This window comes from Mesorhizobium sp. WSM4312 (genome assembly GCF_002294875.1).
GTDB lineage: Bacteria > Pseudomonadota > Alphaproteobacteria > Rhizobiales > Rhizobiaceae > Mesorhizobium.
Genome location: NZ_NSFU01000005.1, coordinates 316,902 through 331,803 on the forward strand (window position 1 = coordinate 316,902; position 14,902 = coordinate 331,803).

Annotated in this window: 15 protein-coding genes and 1 other RNA gene; 6 read left to right on the forward strand and 10 right to left on the reverse strand. The window is 63.8% G+C overall.

Translation table 11 applies throughout. From position 1 onward, the window contains the following. Nucleotides 1-126: 126 nt before the first annotated feature. Complete coding sequence (locus CK228_RS10390; protein ID WP_095787781.1) at nt 127-4,101, forward strand: AsmA-like C-terminal region-containing protein; 3,975 nt, start codon at nt 127-129, stop codon at nt 4,099-4,101. Nucleotides 4,102-4,143: 42 nt separating this feature from the next. Here the strand turns inward: CK228_RS10390 and CK228_RS10395 are convergent, their stop codons facing one another. The 3 genes from CK228_RS10395 to CK228_RS10405 all read right to left on the reverse strand — a co-directional run bounded on the left by CK228_RS10395 (nt 4,144) and on the right by CK228_RS10405 (nt 5,933). After that, nucleotides 4,144-5,031 (reverse strand): RNA polymerase sigma factor, encoded by an 888-nt coding sequence (locus tag CK228_RS10395; RefSeq protein ID WP_095787782.1) that lies wholly within the window; start codon nt 5,029-5,031, stop codon nt 4,144-4,146. Nucleotides 5,032-5,062: 31 nt separating this feature from the next. Further along, the gene (locus CK228_RS10400) at nt 5,063-5,368 is read right to left on the reverse strand and encodes a hypothetical protein (RefSeq protein ID WP_095773990.1); all 306 of its coding nucleotides are present in this window, start codon (nt 5,366-5,368) and stop codon (nt 5,063-5,065) included. Nucleotides 5,369-5,495: 127 nt separating this feature from the next. Then, nucleotides 5,496-5,933 carry a helix-turn-helix domain-containing protein gene (locus CK228_RS10405; protein WP_095774041.1) on the reverse strand — a complete coding sequence of 146 codons (438 nt, stop codon included), beginning with the start codon at nt 5,931-5,933 and terminating at the stop codon, nt 5,496-5,498. Nucleotides 5,934-6,083: 150 nt separating this feature from the next. Here CK228_RS10405 and CK228_RS10410 point away from each other — a divergent pair, with 150 nt between their 5' ends. After that, nucleotides 6,084-7,880: a chloride channel protein gene (locus CK228_RS10410; protein WP_095787783.1), complete on the forward strand. Its 1,797-nt coding sequence runs from the start codon at nt 6,084-6,086 to the stop codon at nt 7,878-7,880. On the opposite strand, the gene CK228_RS10415 is transcribed toward CK228_RS10410, so the two are convergent. The 4 genes from CK228_RS10415 to CK228_RS10430 all read right to left on the reverse strand — a co-directional run bounded on the left by CK228_RS10415 (nt 7,877) and on the right by CK228_RS10430 (nt 9,712). Beyond that, nucleotides 7,877-8,104, reverse strand: coding sequence for a ribbon-helix-helix domain-containing protein (locus CK228_RS10415; RefSeq protein ID WP_095773992.1), 228 nt, complete (start codon nt 8,102-8,104; stop codon nt 7,877-7,879). The two genes, CK228_RS10410 and CK228_RS10415, sit on opposite strands and share 4 nt — an antisense overlap. A gap of 24 nt (nt 8,105-8,128) precedes the next feature. Further along, a complete protein-coding gene (locus CK228_RS10420; RefSeq protein ID WP_019859033.1) occupies nt 8,129-8,323 on the reverse strand; it encodes a DUF4169 family protein in 195 nt (64 codons plus the stop codon). Nucleotides 8,324-8,339: 16 nt separating this feature from the next. Beyond that, complete coding sequence (locus CK228_RS10425) at nt 8,340-8,876, reverse strand: SspB family protein (protein ID WP_010910193.1); 537 nt, start codon at nt 8,874-8,876, stop codon at nt 8,340-8,342. Between the two features lie 146 nt (nt 8,877-9,022). Next, complete coding sequence (locus CK228_RS10430) at nt 9,023-9,712, reverse strand: TetR/AcrR family transcriptional regulator (protein ID WP_095787784.1); 690 nt, start codon at nt 9,710-9,712, stop codon at nt 9,023-9,025. A 187-nt stretch (nt 9,713-9,899) separates the two neighbouring features. Between CK228_RS10430 and CK228_RS10435 the strand changes: the two genes are divergently transcribed. Further along, complete coding sequence (locus CK228_RS10435; RefSeq protein WP_019859029.1) at nt 9,900-11,105, forward strand: multidrug effflux MFS transporter; 1,206 nt, start codon at nt 9,900-9,902, stop codon at nt 11,103-11,105. A 45-nt stretch (nt 11,106-11,150) separates the two neighbouring features. On the opposite strand, the gene CK228_RS10440 is transcribed toward CK228_RS10435, so the two are convergent. Next, entirely contained in the window at nt 11,151-11,702 is a 552-nt protein-coding gene (locus CK228_RS10440) for an AAA family ATPase (RefSeq protein ID WP_095787785.1), read from the reverse strand. Between the two features lie 110 nt (nt 11,703-11,812). Beyond that, nucleotides 11,813-12,173, reverse strand: a transfer-messenger RNA (tmRNA) gene (ssrA, locus tag CK228_RS10445). A gap of 169 nt (nt 12,174-12,342) precedes the next feature. On the opposite strand from ssrA, the gene CK228_RS10450 reads away from it, so the two are divergent. Together CK228_RS10450 and CK228_RS10455 are read left to right on the forward strand one after the other, a co-directional pair. After that, complete coding sequence (locus tag CK228_RS10450; RefSeq protein WP_095773997.1) at nt 12,343-12,654, forward strand: DUF2853 family protein; 312 nt, start codon at nt 12,343-12,345, stop codon at nt 12,652-12,654. A gap of 157 nt (nt 12,655-12,811) precedes the next feature. After that, nucleotides 12,812-13,606 (forward strand): thymidylate synthase, encoded by a 795-nt coding sequence (locus CK228_RS10455; protein WP_095773998.1) that lies wholly within the window; start codon nt 12,812-12,814, stop codon nt 13,604-13,606. A gap of 66 nt (nt 13,607-13,672) precedes the next feature. Here CK228_RS10455 and CK228_RS10460 read toward each other — a convergent pair whose 3' ends face one another. Next, entirely contained in the window at nt 13,673-13,882 is a 210-nt protein-coding gene (locus tag CK228_RS10460; protein ID WP_095774042.1) for a molybdopterin-binding protein, read from the reverse strand. 210 nt (nt 13,883-14,092) lie between these two features. On the opposite strand from CK228_RS10460, the gene modA reads away from it, so the two are divergent. Beyond that, the gene (gene modA, locus CK228_RS10465; RefSeq protein WP_095787786.1) at nt 14,093-14,887 is read left to right on the forward strand and encodes a molybdate ABC transporter substrate-binding protein; all 795 of its coding nucleotides are present in this window, start codon (nt 14,093-14,095) and stop codon (nt 14,885-14,887) included. Nucleotides 14,888-14,902 lie beyond the last annotated feature (15 nt).

Sequence of the window (14,902 nt, forward strand, 5' to 3'; positions counted from 1 at the left end):
ATCTCCGCTTTTGCCGGATTTGTTTCAGATCGCCTGGGATGACGCAATACTGGATGAATTGCCTCTTTATCGACACGCGGATGCGGGTAGAGTGCGGCAGAATTTCAATCAACCTGTTCGGAGCTGATGCTCGCACGCCTGTTCGTGATCTTCGGTGGCCTGTTCGTACTGGTGCTGTGCGCGGCGCTGGTGGTTCCGTACTTTGTCGACTGGACAGGCTACCGCGCCCAGTTCGAGCGTGAGGCAAGCGCCATCCTCGGCCGCAAGGTGACCGTGCAGGGCGACGCCACGGCTAGGCTGTTGCCGTTCCCGTCGGTGACCTTCTCCAACGTTGCCGTCGCCGGCGGCCCCAATGGCCAGCCGGCCATGACCGTCGAGACGTTTTCGATGGATGCCGAACTGGCGCCATTCCTGCGCGGCGAGGTGCTGATCTTCGACATGCGGCTGGTGCACCCGAAGGCGACCATCGATATTGCCAATGACGGCACCGTCGACTGGGCGATGCGGCCGTCCTCGCCCTTCGACCTCAACCAGATCTCGATCGAGAAGCTGACGGTGACGGAAGGGCAGATCGAGCTGCGCCATGCCGCCGGTGGACGCAGCCATATCTTTTCCGAGATCAATTCGACCATTTCGGCCAAGTCTCTGGCCGGCCCGTGGCGCATGGACGGCACGTTGCGGCTTGACGGATTGCGCACCACTGTCGCGGCATCGACCGGCAAGGCCGAAGGCACCGGCCAGATGCGGCTGCGGCTGAAGGCCGATCCCGACGCCTATCCGCTGGTCATCGAAACCGACGGCAATGCCGGCATCGCCAATGGTGCCGCCGTCTATTCCGGCCAGTTCAAGATCTCCGGCGCCGATAAGAATTCAGCCCAATTGCGCGGCACCGATGGCGAGACGGTGAAGGTCAGCGCCGGCAAGCCCGATCCGGGCTTTCGCCTGAACGGCAAGTTCTCGCTCGACCACCAGAAGCTTGGCGTCGATGAATTCCGTTTCGAAACCGGGCCACTGGACAATCCCTACACCGCCGAAGGCAAGGCTTCTGTCGATCTCGGCCAGAAGCCTAATTTCGCCATCGAGGCCAATGGCGCGCAGGTGCAGTTCGACGAGGCGGTGGGCGCAGAAGCCGGCACCGGCCTGACGCTCGACCAGCGCATTGCCGGGCTCGAGCAGGCGCTGATCGCTCTGCCGAAGCCGACCATCCCCGGCACCGTCGAGGTGAAGCTGCCGGCTGTGGTGGCCGGCGACACCACCGTGCGTGACGTGCATCTGTCCGCCGAGCCGGCCGAAGGCGGCTGGTCGGTCAAATCGCTGGCCGCGACCTTGCCCGGACGCACCACGCTGGAAGCCGACGGCATGCTCAGCGTCGAGGGCCATTTCGGCTTCACCGGCTCGCTGCTGCTGGCTGTGGCGCAGCCATCCGGTTTTGCCGCCTGGCTGTCGAAAGATGTCGACGAGGCGATCCGCCGTCTGCCCGCGGCCGGCTTCAAGGCCAAGGTCGACCTGACGGAAAAACGCCAGGCCTTCAGCGATCTCGAGCTGATCCTGGGCAAGGCGAAATTCTCCGGCCGCATCGATTCCAGCCAGCCTGACGAAGCCAGGCCATCGGTTCTGATGCGGCTCGAAGGCGGTGAGCTCGACGTCGACGGGCTGGCGGCCTTCGCCTCGATCTTCGTCAGCGACAAGGGCGCCAACCGCTTTGCCGACCGCGATCTCGATTTCCAGATCAAGGCCGGGCCCGTCAGCGCCGGCGGGCTGACCGCCGATACGGTGGATACCGCGCTCAGGCTGCGTGACGGCTTGCTCGAAGTCGACCGGCTGTCGGTCGGCGGATTGGCCGGCGCCTCGATAAGCGCCACCGGCCGGATCAAGGATTTCCCGGCGAGCCCGACCGGCAAGCTCGACGCATCGGTTGTCGCTGTGGACCTCAAGCCGCTGATCGACGTCGCCGCGCAGCATTATCCCGACAATGCGGTGCTGAAGGGACTGGCGAGCCGCGCTGCCGCCTATCCCGACCTGTTCCAGGATGCGCGCGTCGACCTCGTGGCAAGTGCCGCCGACAATGGCGATGGCACGACGGGCCTGGCGGTGAGCGGACAGGGCAACGCCGGCGGCTCGGCCTTTTCGGCTTCGCTGTCGGGGAAGGGCGCGCCGGACAAGCTTCTCGAGGCGCCGGTGACATTGACCTTCAACGCCAAAAACCCGGATGCGACGGCGCTGCTGGCGCTTTACGGCCTGCCGGCGCTGCCGCTCGGCATGCTGGGCGAGGCAACGACCGACATCCAGGCCAAAGGCACATTGGGCGGCGGGCTGGCGACGACTTTCAGCCTTGCCGGCAATGACTTCAAGGCCAGCTTCGAGGGAACCGTTGCCGACACGCCGCAAGGGCCTGCCGCCAAGGGCAAGATCAATCTGGATGCGGCCGACATCGAACCGTGGCTGATGACGTCGGGCATCGGCCTGCCGGGCATGGGGGCAGGCATGTCGACATCGCTTTCGGCGCAGGGCGACTATGGCAATGGGCTGCTCGTGCTGGACAATGTCAGCGGCGCGATCAACGAGGCGGCGGTGTCCGGCGACGTCAACATCGACGCCAAGGACGGCGTGCCACATCTGGCGGGCGCGCTGGCACTCGACGAGCTCGATCTCGATCCGATGGCCGTGGCGCTGTTCGGCGATTCCGCTTTCCTTGTCGAGAAGAATGGCGCCGACAAAAGCGCGAGCGAGAAGGGCGGCTCCTGGCCGGCAGCACCCTTCAGCCAGAAGTCCAGCCTGCCGTTTACCGCCGCTCTCGACCTGACGACGGCGGCGCTTGCCGCCGGACCGTTCGCCACCGCCTATGACGCCGCTTTTTCGCTGAAGCTCGACCAGGAAGGCATCCGCGTTTCGGACCTGAAGGCAAAATTTCTTGGTGGGGCGCTGACTGGACTGTTCGAGTTGAAGAACAATGAGGGCACCGGGCTTTTCACCGGCCAGATGAAGCTGGCGGGCGCCGATCTGGCAACCGTATTGCCAGATACCGGCATTGGCGGCGTCGGCGATTTCTCGACGACGCTGTCGACCAGCGGCAAGTCGGTCGATGCGATGATCGCCGCCCTCTCGGGTTCCGGCACGGCGACGCTCAGGGGTTTGCAGGTGGCGGGCGTCAATCCCGACGCGTTCAACGCTCTGCTGGCCAAGGCGGACGCGATCGGGCGCGACATCGATGCGGCCAAGACCGCTGATTTCGCGCCCGGGATCGCCGCCGATGGCAATTTCCCCGCCGGGAATGCCGACATCGCCTTCACGATCGCCGGCGGCACGCTGAGGGCACCGCCGATCAGCCTCGAAAACCCGGAGGCGACCTTGTCCGCCGATGTCACGGCCGATCTCAATACCAGCACGGTTTCCGCCAAGGGCGCCATTACCTATCGGCCCGGCGATGAGGCGCTGGTCGGCTCCGAGCCGGTCGTCAATTTCACCGCCGAGGGGCCGTTCGGCGCCGTCAAACGGCAGTTCGACAGCGAGCCTTTGGCGCAGTTCCTGACCCAGCGCGCGCTGGAGAAGGAGCAGCAGCGCGTCGAGGCGATGCAGGCGGCGTTGCTGGAGAAGCAACGCCTGCGGCGCGAAGTGCGCTACTATGCGGCACTGCAGGACGCGCGCGACAAGGCCGCCGAGGAACTGCGCCAGCAGGAAGAGGCGGCGCGGCTGAAAGCCGAGGCCGATGCCAAGGCGAAAGCGGAGGCTGACGCCCAGGCGCAGGCTGAAGCGGATGCCAAGGCGAAGGCCGACGCGGAAGCGAAAGCCAAGGCTGATGCCGACGCGAAGGCGAAAGCCGACGCCAAGGCCAAAGCCGATGCCGACGCCAAGGCCGCGGCCGAGCGGCAAGCCGCCGACGCAGCGGCCAAGGCGCAGGCCGAGCAGGAGCGCCAGAAGGCGGAAGAGGCGATGCGCATCGCCACGCAGGAAAAGGCCAGGCTGGAAGCCGAACGCAAGGCCGCCGAACAGGCGCCCAAGATCGAGCCTGCGCCGTTGCCGCAAGCCAACGACAACCCGCCGCCAGCCAAGCCGAAGTCCAATCCGTTCACGATCGATAATTTGTTGAAGTCGTTGCAGTAGCGGTAGGGCGGTTGCGCGAAGCCTTCCCGTTCCGAAATCGTGTCAGAGAACGAGCATCTCGGCACTGTCAGCGACATAGCGGGCGTGGCGGAAATCGCGGATGGCGGCAAGCCTGCCATCCTGCCAGGCCAGCAGGATGAAATAGGCGGGTCGCGCCGTCGGGTCGTTGGGATTGCGGACGAGGATTGCCGGCCTGTCTTCAACGAAGCCGGGTACGAGATGCCAATCCTGCACCTTGGAATAGTTGCCGAAATAGGTGCCGACTTCCTTGCTGCCGTTGAGCCGTGCCCTGGCCACCAGTTCCAGCCGCACCTCTTCAGCCAGCATATCGCGCACCGCGTCGAAATCACGGGCATTGAAGCGATCGATATAGGCGTTGAGCAACTGACGTTCGGCAGCGCTCAGTCTCGGGAGAGGGCGGTCGTCGGGCTCGTGCGCAATCTGGCGCAGCCGGTCGCGGCCGCGATGCAGCGCGGCCTTGACCGCGGGGATGCTGGTATCGAGCGTGGCGCTGATCTCCTGCAGGGAGTAGCCCAGAACGTCCATCATGATGACGCTGCTTCGCTGCGTGACGGGAAGGCGCATGAAGGTATGCAGCCCCGCAGAAGCGGCCTGGCGATCGATGGTGGGATTCGCCGGGTCGACGATCATGTCCAAATCCTCGTCGGAATAGGCCTGTTCGCGGGTGCGGCGGCGCAGGAAATCGAGCGCCGTATTGTGGGCTATGCGAAACAGCCAGCCTTCCGGATTGGCGATCGGGCCGGCACCGGGCAAGGCCTCGATCGCCTTGGCCAGCGCCTCCTGCAACACATCCTCGCCATCGAGGACCGAGCCCGTCATGCGAGCACAGTAGCGGTGCAGCTTGGGGCGCGATTCCCCAAACAGGCGCTCGAAGAGCCCACGCTGGCCGCCGGGAATGGGAATGTTCATGAGCCTCCGTTCTGCGCCTCGTCTGCCTCGATCAGGCATCCAGCATCCGGTAGCTGCCTATCACGGCCATCTCGTCGCGTTGCGGAGATTCGCTGCAGCGATCCCCGAAGCCGCTTTGAAAAGCCTTGAATGTGGCCAGGCCGGTGATGCTATCAGAATGCGCATCGGTTTGCGTTTCGACCAGATGGATGAATGTCCCATCGGCGGCGCGCAACGTCAGGTAGCGGACGCCGTCCGGCGATTTGTCGCGCAATTCCCGGAAAACGGCCTGGATCAGCCGCTCGTTCTCATCGGCTCGTTCGGGCTTCATCTTGTAGCGTATCAGATGGCGTTTCATCGCTGGTCTTCCTCTCGATTGCCTTGCGCGCCCTTTGAGCCTCTCATCGCCTAGACGATGCCGGGAAGCCAAAAGATGCGGGCGCCCGAAAAATAAAAGCTGCCATTCAGCGCAGGATGCCGAAGCGTCACTCGCGGCCCTGATCGAGCAAGCGCCTCAGCATGGGCTCGATGCGCGAAAGCTCGTCGAGATGCGCCGCCGACAGTTCGGCCAGGCGATCGTCGGCGCGTTCGGTCAGCCGCAGCAGCACGCGGCGATGGTCGTCCTTGTCCTGATCGCGCACGACCATGCCGGCTTCACTCAGGCGGTTGACCAGCTCGACGGCGCTGTGATGGCGGATGCGCAGGCGCTCCGCCAGATCGCCGACCGTCATCGGTCCGCCGCCCGGATAACCCTTGATCGCCAGCAAGGCCTGATGCTGGCGCGGCGTCAGCCCGGCGTCTTCGGCCTGCAGCTGGCTGAATTCGAGGAAGCGGCGGATCAGATAGCGAAACTCCGACAGCCGCTGGTAGTCGGCCAATTCGATGGTGGGGCGAGATTTCCTAGGCTGCGTCATTCCCGACATTTGTTCCATTCCGGCCAAAGGCTCAAACGGTTTTGATGGAGAACCAGCTTGAATTTATATCGTGTTACGATACATAGCGAGCCGACACAGCCGGCCGGCGTCTTCGCCGTGCCGCGTATTCGAGATCCGGCCGTCGCCAGAAAGCCCGCCATGAAGCTCTCCGAAAACAACCATCTCAGGGATTTCACCACCGATGCGCGGGTGCTGACCATCGCGACCATCGCCGTGGTGGTCGCCACGGCTGGGCTGTTCGCCTGCATCGTGCTTTTGAAACTGATCCGGCTTGCCACCAACATTGCCTATTTTGGCCAGTTCACGTTCGCCGATCTGAAATTGCAGGATACGTCGCTTGGGCTTGCAGCGGTGGTGGTGCCGGTCATCGGCGCCCTGATCATCGGGCTGATGGCGCGCTACGGCAGCGAGAAGATCCGTGGCCATGGCATTCCCGAAGCAATCGAGGCGATCCTGCTCGGGCGCTCAAAACTCGATGCCAAGGTTGCGATCCTGAAGCCGCTGTCGTCGGCGATCTCGATCGGCTCAGGCGGGCCGTTCGGCGCCGAGGGCCCGATCATCATGACCGGCGGAGCGATCGGCTCGCTGATCGCGCAGATGCTGCCGGTCACCGACAATGAACGCAAGACGCTGCTGGTGGCTGGCGCGGCAGCGGGCATGACCACCGTTTTCGGCACGCCGATCGCGGCCATCATGCTGGCGGTGGAACTGCTGCTGTTCGAATGGACGCCGCGTTCCTTCATTCCCGTGGCGGTTGCGGCGATCATTGCCGAGGTCGAGCGCACCGTGCTGCATCTGCCTGGGCCGATCTTTCCGTTTCAGGGCGGCACGGCGGTCTCGTTCGTCGGGCTTGGCGGCTGGGTTCTGGTCGGCATCTGCGCCGGCCTGCTGTCGGGGCTGCTCACCCAGATGGTCTATGCCTGCGAGGACGCCTTCCAGAAACTGCCCATCCACTGGATGTGGTGGCCGATGATCGGCGGCCTGGTGGTCGGCATTGGCGGGCTGATCGAGCCGCGGGCGCTCGGCGTCGGCTACGACAACATCGCCGACATGCTGGATGGCCGCACGCTCGCGGCCGCCGCGCTGCTGCTGCTGGTGGTCAAGGCCATCATCTGGTCGGTGGCGCTCGGTTCGGGAACATCAGGGGGCGTGCTGGCGCCGCTGTTGATCATGGGTGGCGCAATGGGGGCGGTGCTCGCCGGCATCCTGCCCGCGGCGGATCCGGGCTTCTGGGCCCTGCTGGCGATGTCGGCGACCATGGGCGGCACGATGCGGGCGCCGCTGACGGCGACGTTCTTTGCCGTGGAACTGACTGGCAACACGCATGTGCTGGTGCCGCTGATCGCGGCTTGTGCCGCGGCGCACGCCGTCACCGTGCTCCTGATGAAGCGGTCGATCCTGACCGAGAAGATCGCCAGGCGCGGGCACCATCTCGTGCGCGAATACCGCGTCGACCCGTTCGCGCTGACCAGGGTGCGCGAGGTGATGACGGCGCAGGTCGAGAGCGTGCCGGCGACGATGACGCTGCATGGCGCGGCGGCGTTCCTGACCGCGCCGGAAACCCGGCATCCGAGCTTCCCGGTCATCGACGAGAACAGGCGGGTGCTCGGCCTCATCGATCCGCCGGCGATCCTGCGCTGGCGCCGTGCCGGCAAGCACAGGACGACGACGCTCGGCGACCTGCTTGCCGGAAGCAAGGTGACGCTTGCCTATCCCGACGAGTATCTCGAAGGCCTCTCCGACAAGCTGTTGATGGCCAATGTCTCGCATCTACCGGTCGTGACCCGCGAAAGCCTGCAACTGATCGGCTATGTCGGCTGGAAGGACCTGATGCGCGTGCGGTCGAGGAAACAGGCCGAGGAACGCGACCGTTCGACCTTGCTTGGCTTCGGCACCAGGCGCGGGAGAAAGGCGGACGCGGTCGAAGGCGTCTAGCCCAAGCCAGTTCCGCGCTTCGCCCATTCCAGGACATGAAGCCGCAGCGCCGAGGACAGGTTGGTGTCGCGGGGCCGCGTCTCATCGACTTCGGCGACGAGTGCGGCCAGCGTCAGCTTTCTCGCCGCCGCGATGGCGACGAGGTCGTCATAGAAGGGCTTTTCGAGGGAATAGCTGGTGCGATGGCCGCGAATGGTCACCGAACGCTTTTCGACGACGCTCACGGCCGGAGACTCACTGCCCGAGACTCACTGCTTGTCCTTGCCGGACGGGTCGAGGCGATGGCCGGCGACAAATTTTTCGGCCTTGTCGGCATTCAGCCGGTCGCGTTGCTTGTCCGCCTTGGAACGGCCATGCAGGGCCCGGTTCTGTTCGGCGACACGCGTTTTCTCGTCCCGCGCCTTCTGCTTGCGAGCCTGGCGGAGATTGACGATGTCGGCCATGGCGCGGACCGCGAAGCTATTTCTTGCGGAAGGCGTCGAGCGAAACCACTTCGGCGCCCTTGGCGCCGGCCTCGGTTGCGGCGGGCTTCTTCTCCGGCTCGGCTGCAGCCTTCTTCTCGGCCTTCGGCTTCTTCTCGGAAACGATAGTCAGCGGCTCGGACGCCGGCTGGGCCGGTTCCTCTTCAGGCTGCGCATCGGTCTTGACGTCGAACTCGAGCTCGAAATTCACCGAGGGATCATAGAAGCCACGCACGGCCGAGAACGGGATTTCAAGTTTCTCCGGCACGTCGGAGAAGGACAGGCCAACCTCGAAGCCGGTGTCGGTCACCTTGAGGTCCCAGTACTGGAACTGGATGACGATGGTCATCTGCTCGGGATAGCGCTCGCGCAGGCGCGACGACACGCGCACGCCGGGCGCGCCGGTCAGGAAGGTGATGAAGAAATGATGGTTGCCGGGGAGGCCGGTGCGTGCGACCTCGGCCAGGACCTTGCGCATGACGCCGCGCAACGCCTCCTGGGCCAGAATGTCGTAGCGGATGTGGTCGTCGGCCATGTGGTGGTCGGGTTCCGTTGAATCGTCCGCATAGCTGTAATCAAGCTTGAGCGCGGCGTAAACCTGATATAGCCCACCGTCGCGTCGAAGCGAGGACTATTGCCAACGATTTGATCGGCAAGGCGGCTTTGCGGCAACCGCAAATGTTATGCATTAGCCAGCGCAGTGTGCTTTTTGACGTTGCCCGGGGAAGGGCGCCTGCCAAAAGCGCGCAGGAAGGTGCGCACGCCATTCGTCGCCGATTGCACCACTTCGTCCTCACGCGGCGTGCCGCCGAGCATGAAGGTGGTCTGCAGTTCGGCATTGACCAGGCCGAAGAACTGGCGCGCCGCGACGTCGGGGTCATCGATGGTGAGGTAACCGCCATAGGCGAGGCGGGCGAAGCGGGCGGCGATTGCCGGCCACGTCGTGCCCGGACCCTGTTCGCGCCATTCGGCAAACAGTTGGGGGTAGCGTTCGCCTTCGGTCTGGATCAGCTTGCGCAGGAATTTTCCGTCGCGGTTGCAGATGCAGTTCTGATTCAGGCGCACGGCAAAGCCGATCAAATCCGCTTCGAGATCGCCGGGCTGGTCAGGGAAGGTGGCAATGGTGGCGAAGATGCCGACATTGCAGCGATCCGTGAGGTCGCGCACCACGGCCATGAAGAGCTTTTCCTTGTCGCCATGGTGGTTGTAGACGGTCTGGCGCGAGACGCCGGCCTCCGCGGCGATCAGATCGATATTGGCGCCGGCAAAGCCTTCGCGGCAGAACACGCCGGCGGCGGCGTCGACGATCGACAGGCGCTTGGCCTCATGGCCGCGTGGCGGGAAAGTGTCAGGAGAAACGCTGGCTCTCATCAAAATCTATATAGAGGTGATTGACGATTTAGACAAGACTGTCTAAATTTATGGACATGCGATTAAGAGATTTCGCGCCGGGAGACGACAAGATTCGCTGCTGGAGTGTCGGAACCTCACGGGATGGAACGTCCTAGGTCAGACGTCGCCTGCCGGCGGCAACCAGATTTCGAAAGAAGCCAATATCATGAGTCCCAAATTCCTCCGCATCGCGGTCGTGCTCGGCCTGTTGTCCGCCATCGGCCCCTTCGCGATCGACATGTATCTTCCCGCTTTGCCGTCGATCGGCGCGGATCTGCACGCCGGCACCGCCGCCGTGCAGATGAGCCTGCTGATCTTCTTCCTGTCGATGGGCTTCGGCCAGATCGTCGTCGGGCCGATCTCCGACATGGTCGGCCGCAAGCTGCCGCTCTATGGCGGTCTTGCGCTGTTCATGGTCGGCGGCATCGGTTCGGCAATGGCGCCGACCATCGAGTGGCTGATCGCCTTCCGCTTCCTGCAGGGCCTTGGCGCCAGCGCCGGCATGGCCGTGCCGCGCGCCATCGTGCGCGACTTGCACACCGGCAATGAGGCGGCCAAGCTGATGTCGTTGCTGATGCTGGTGTTTTCGGTGTCGCCGATCCTGGCGCCGCTGACCGGCAGCCAGATCATCGAGAATTTCGGCTGGCGCGCCGTGTTCTGGACGGTGACCGGTGCGGCAGCCCTTGCCACCATCCTGCTCGCGACCTCGCTCAAGGAAACGCGGCCGGCGGCAGAGCGCGTCGGTTCTTCCTTCGGCACTGCGCTTGCCGGCTATCGCTTCCTGATGGGCGACCGCAACTTCCTCGGCCTGGTGGCGATCGCCGGCTTCGGCATTGCGAGCTTCTTCGTCTATCTGTCGAGTTCGTCCTTCATCCTGATCGACCATTACGGGCTGTCGCCTTCGGTCTACAGCGTGTTCTTCTCGATCAACGCGGTGGCCTTCATCGGCATGTCGCAGCTGACGGGACTGCTGGCCGAGCGTTTCGGGCTGCGGCGCGTGGTGCGCGTCGCGGTCACCGGCTACGCCTCGACGATGGTGGTGCTGCTGGCGATCATGGCGACGGGCGTCGACCGGCTCGACGTGATGGCGGCCCTGCTGTTCGTCGGCTACGGCTTCCTCGGCCTGGTCATCCCGACCACCTCGGTGCTGGCTATGGAAGAACATGGCGAGATCGCCGGCACGGCCTCGGCGCTGATGGGCACGCTGCACTTCGCCATCGGCGCGCTCGCAATGGGCGTCGCCGGCGTGTTCTTCGACGGCACGCCGCTGCCGATGGTCGCCGGCATCACGCTCTGCGCGGTGATTTCCTTCACGCTGGCCAAGGTCACGCTCGGCCGTTCGCGCGAGGCGGTCGAAGCGCCGGCGGAATAGGCATTGCCCGCAAGCGCACGAAAAGGCCGGGTTCCCCCGGCCTTTTCATTCCAGCCCTGCCTCGGCCAATACGAAGCGCAACCGTGTCTCGACCGGCGCCAGGGGCAGCGGAACCAGCTCGTAACCCAGCTCCACATAGACGCCGGCCAGCGCATGGTAAGTGCGCTCGGCCTCGTCTGATGTCTGCTTGCGCTCTTGATCCTGCGTGAAAATGCCAGGCCAGGGCGGGGCGATGAACACGCGCGGATTGTAGCGGAAGCGCTTGATGGCGGTGCTGATGTGTTCTGCCACGGGCAGGCCGCTCAGCCTGAGATAGCCGAGCGTGTCCGGCAAGCCGCGATCGAAGAAGACCGGTCCCTTCTGTTCGACCGCGTTCCGATATGAGCGCATTTCCCACGACAGCATGAGTTCGGCGAACAGCGCGCGGTCGCTCCAGGGCAGGGCGGTTCCGCCTATCGAGGACTGATCGCGGATGATGCCGCGCCCGGCTTCGACTGAAGTCGCAAAGCCCGCCCCGCGCAGGGCTTCGATCAAAGTGGTCTTGCCGGAGCCCGGGCCACCGGTCAGCACGAAGAATCGATCGGAATCGTTTTGCATTCTTGTCCATGGAGAAAGAGGCACGCGATGCTTCGCGGCAAATGGGCCGTACGAAGTCCGGACGGCAAAAGACGGCCGTTGCGCGTGACGTGGATTGAGGCAGGGGGAGAAGTGGAGGTTTCTGTTGCCAGGTACCTCCGAACCCCGCCTAGAAGTGCGAACCCCTAGGGCTTGATTTGAAGCTATCGCACTGCATTAAGCAGCGAGACGTGCTTCCGCATAGTTGTCGTTGGCAACTATAAGTTTAGCCCGATGACGGTGGTACAATGCCGGGCAAAAGTACGATCTTTACACCTTCGTCGATCCTATTTCGCCCCCAGCAAAAACCGCTCTGTCGTCAACAGCGGCTTTTGGTGGAGGCGCCGGGTACCGCCCCCGGGTCCGAACGGCTTATTTCATCGCCCATTTATCGCCATAGTCGGTCAAGCCGACAAATCGAATATAGGGGGCGTTCGCCGGAAATGAAAGGCCGGAGTGAGGCTTTGCCCCTGTGTCAAATCGCGACGGCAAGGGTTGACTTGGGCGCGGTCTCAACGGAAGCTTTGCGAGCGGTGAGGAGTTACCGACCTAGCGCACAAGTTGCGAAGCGCGCCACAGCCCTCATCGATCGGATCCGTGGCGCCGACGAGGGGAATTTTTGATGGCCGACTATCTTGCGGATGTGAAGAAATACGACGCGGGCGCCAGCTCCGACGCGGTCGAAAAGATCGTCAAGCATCTGGGCATTGCGCTGAGGAACCGCGATTCCTCGCTGGTATCCTGCACCGACCCGAAGGAGCTCGAGCGCGTCAAGGAGAGCTGGGTGGCCAAAAAGCTCGGCGTCAGCGACGGGGCGAAGGCCGACGCCTCGATCGAGAAGACCTGCAAGGCGATGCACGCCGACAACACCAAGAGCCGCGTGACCTTTTACTACCTGGTGGCCAAGGATCTGGGCAAACTCGGCGCGCTCTGACGATCGCGCGTCAATTTGCGAAGGCCGGCGCCGGCGTTGCGGCCAGCCACTTTCTCCCCGCTCACGCAATGCGCAGGTCCGATTAGCGCCGTTTTGCTGTGTTCGACCGCCGGACTGGTCGCTATAATATGCGCACACTCGAATCGAGCTGGAACCGATGCGCCAATATCTCGACCTCTTGCAGCACGTGCTGGACAATGGCGCCGATCGCGCCGACCGCACCGGCACCGGCACGCGCTCCGTCTTCGGCTACCAGATGCGTTTCGACCTGGCGCGCGGCTTTCCGGTCACCACGACCAAGAAGTTGCACCTGAAGTCGATCATCCATGAGCTCCTGTGGTTCCTGGCCGGCGACACCAACATCAAATACCTGACCGACCACGGCGTCACCATCTGGGACGAATGGGCCGACGAGAATGGCGACCTTGGCCCCGTTTACGGCAAGCAGTGGCGTTCCTGGCCGGACGGCCATGGCGGGTCGATCGACCAGATCGCGGGCCTTCTCAAGGAGATACGCCGCAATCCTCAATCGCGCCGGCTGATCGTTTCGGCGTGGAATCCGGCCGAAGTGGAGGCGATGGCGCTGCCGCCCTGCCACTGCCTGTTCCAGTTCTACGTGTCCGAGGGCCGGCTGTCCTGCCAGCTCTACCAGCGTTCGGCCGACATCTTCCTCGGCGTGCCGTTCAACATCGCGTCCTACGCGCTGCTGACGCTGATGGTGGCGCAAGTGACCGGGCTGAAGCCGGGCGATTTCGTCCACACACTGGGCGACGCGCATCTCTATTCGAACCATTTCGAACAGGCGCGCGAGCAATTGCGGCGCACGCCGAGGGCGCTGCCGACAATGTGGATCAATCCGGAGGTGAAGGACCTGTTCGCCTTTCGCTTCGAGGATTTCCGCCTGGAAAACTACGTGGCCGATGCCTCGATCAAGGCGCCGATCGCCGTCTGAGGGATCTCGATATTCAGGTGATGCCGACCTCATCTGGAGCTCAACATGCCTTGAGCTCGACCCCCGTCAGTCGATGCCGACCATCACGTCCGAGGCCTTGACCACGGCATAGGCCGGCTTGCCCTTTTCGAGCTTGAGATCGGCGACCGCCTCGTTGGTGATCGAGGCGGTGACGACGGCGCCGCCGCCAATGTCGATCCTGACATGCGAAGTGGTGGCCCCCTTGACGATTTCGGTGATCGTCCCCTTGAGCACATTGCGGGCGCTGACCTTCATCGGGCTCTCCATTGCTTTTATGCATGCCGTTCTCGCAAAACCGAGGTCGCTTTTGGGCAACATGCATCAGGGTTTGCCGCTCGTCTTACCAGAACAATCGACGGGGCATGGCGTTTTCGCAAGCCGTCGGGCCTTCCCTTGTTATATTCATGCGGATATATCGATCGACAGGCCTCGCGCCGCACGGATTTCAACCAGGGAGAGTTTTCGATGACGCGCAAAGGTTTCGGGTTGAGGGCGATCGCCATCGGCGGTCTTGCGGCGACGTTGATGGCTGCGGTGCCGGCAGCACATGCGCAAGACAAGGTCGTGGTGTTTGCCGCAGCCAGCCTCAAGGACGCGCTCGATGCGGTGAACAAGGCCTGCGAGGCCGATGTCGGTGAGGCCGCGACTGTCTCCTATGCGGCAAGCTCGGCACTGGCCAAGCAGATCGAGGGCGGGGCGCCGGCCGACGTCTTCATCTCGGCCGATCTCGACTGGATGAAATATCTTTCCGACAAGAAGCTGACCAAGCCAGACACCGAGGTGAAGCTGCTCGGCAACGAGATCGTGCTGGTGGCGCCGAAGGATTCGAAGGTCGAGGCCAAGATCGAGAAGGGTTTCGACCTCGCCAAGCTGGTCGGCGACGGCAGGCTCGCCATGGGCGACATCAAGGCGGTGCCGGCCGGCAAGTACGGCAAGGCGGCACTGGAATCGCTCGGCGTCTGGTCCTCGGTCGAGGGCAAGGTGGCGCAGGCCGAGAATGTGCGCGCCGCACTCAAGCTGGTTTCGACAGGCGAGGCCGCTCTCGGCATCGTCTATGCCACCGACGCGCATGCCGACAAGGGCGTCAAGGTGATCGGCACCTTCCCGGAGGATTCGCATCCGCCGATTATCTACCCGGTTGCCCAGACCGCCGATTCGAAGGACAAGGATACGACGGCTTTCCTGAAATGCCTGAAGTCCGCCAAGGCCGGCGCGCTCTTCAAGGAACAAGGTTTTACCGTGCTCACGCCGAGCAACTGAACAGGGCCCGATAGC

What these genes read in the sequence shown, in the direction of transcription:
- CK228_RS10435 (WP_019859029.1), top strand. Translation starts at nt 9,900, where the DNA reads ATGAGTCCCAAATTCCTCCGCATCGCGGTCGTGCTCGGCCTGTTGTCC.
- CK228_RS10430 (WP_095787784.1), bottom strand. Translation starts at nt 9,712, where the DNA reads ATGAGAGCCAGCGTTTCTCCTGACACTTTCCCGCCACGCGGCCATGAG.
- CK228_RS10390 (WP_095787781.1), top strand. Translation starts at nt 127, where the DNA reads ATGCTCGCACGCCTGTTCGTGATCTTCGGTGGCCTGTTCGTACTGGTG.
- CK228_RS10420 (WP_019859033.1), bottom strand. Translation starts at nt 8,323, where the DNA reads ATGGCCGACATCGTCAATCTCCGCCAGGCTCGCAAGCAGAAGGCGCGG.
- modA (WP_095787786.1), top strand. Translation starts at nt 14,093, where the DNA reads ATGACGCGCAAAGGTTTCGGGTTGAGGGCGATCGCCATCGGCGGTCTT.
- CK228_RS10400 (WP_095773990.1), bottom strand. Translation starts at nt 5,368, where the DNA reads ATGAAACGCCATCTGATACGCTACAAGATGAAGCCCGAACGAGCCGAT.
- CK228_RS10450 (WP_095773997.1), top strand. Translation starts at nt 12,343, where the DNA reads ATGGCCGACTATCTTGCGGATGTGAAGAAATACGACGCGGGCGCCAGC.
- CK228_RS10410 (WP_095787783.1), top strand. Translation starts at nt 6,084, where the DNA reads ATGAAGCTCTCCGAAAACAACCATCTCAGGGATTTCACCACCGATGCG.
- CK228_RS10455 (WP_095773998.1), top strand. Translation starts at nt 12,812, where the DNA reads ATGCGCCAATATCTCGACCTCTTGCAGCACGTGCTGGACAATGGCGCC.
- CK228_RS10440 (WP_095787785.1), bottom strand. Translation starts at nt 11,702, where the DNA reads ATGCAAAACGATTCCGATCGATTCTTCGTGCTGACCGGTGGCCCGGGC.
- CK228_RS10405 (WP_095774041.1), bottom strand. Translation starts at nt 5,933, where the DNA reads ATGTCGGGAATGACGCAGCCTAGGAAATCTCGCCCCACCATCGAATTG.
- CK228_RS10395 (WP_095787782.1), bottom strand. Translation starts at nt 5,031, where the DNA reads ATGAACATTCCCATTCCCGGCGGCCAGCGTGGGCTCTTCGAGCGCCTG.
- CK228_RS10425 (WP_010910193.1), bottom strand. Translation starts at nt 8,876, where the DNA reads ATGGCCGACGACCACATCCGCTACGACATTCTGGCCCAGGAGGCGTTG.
- CK228_RS10460 (WP_095774042.1), bottom strand. Translation starts at nt 13,882, where the DNA reads ATGAAGGTCAGCGCCCGCAATGTGCTCAAGGGGACGATCACCGAAATC.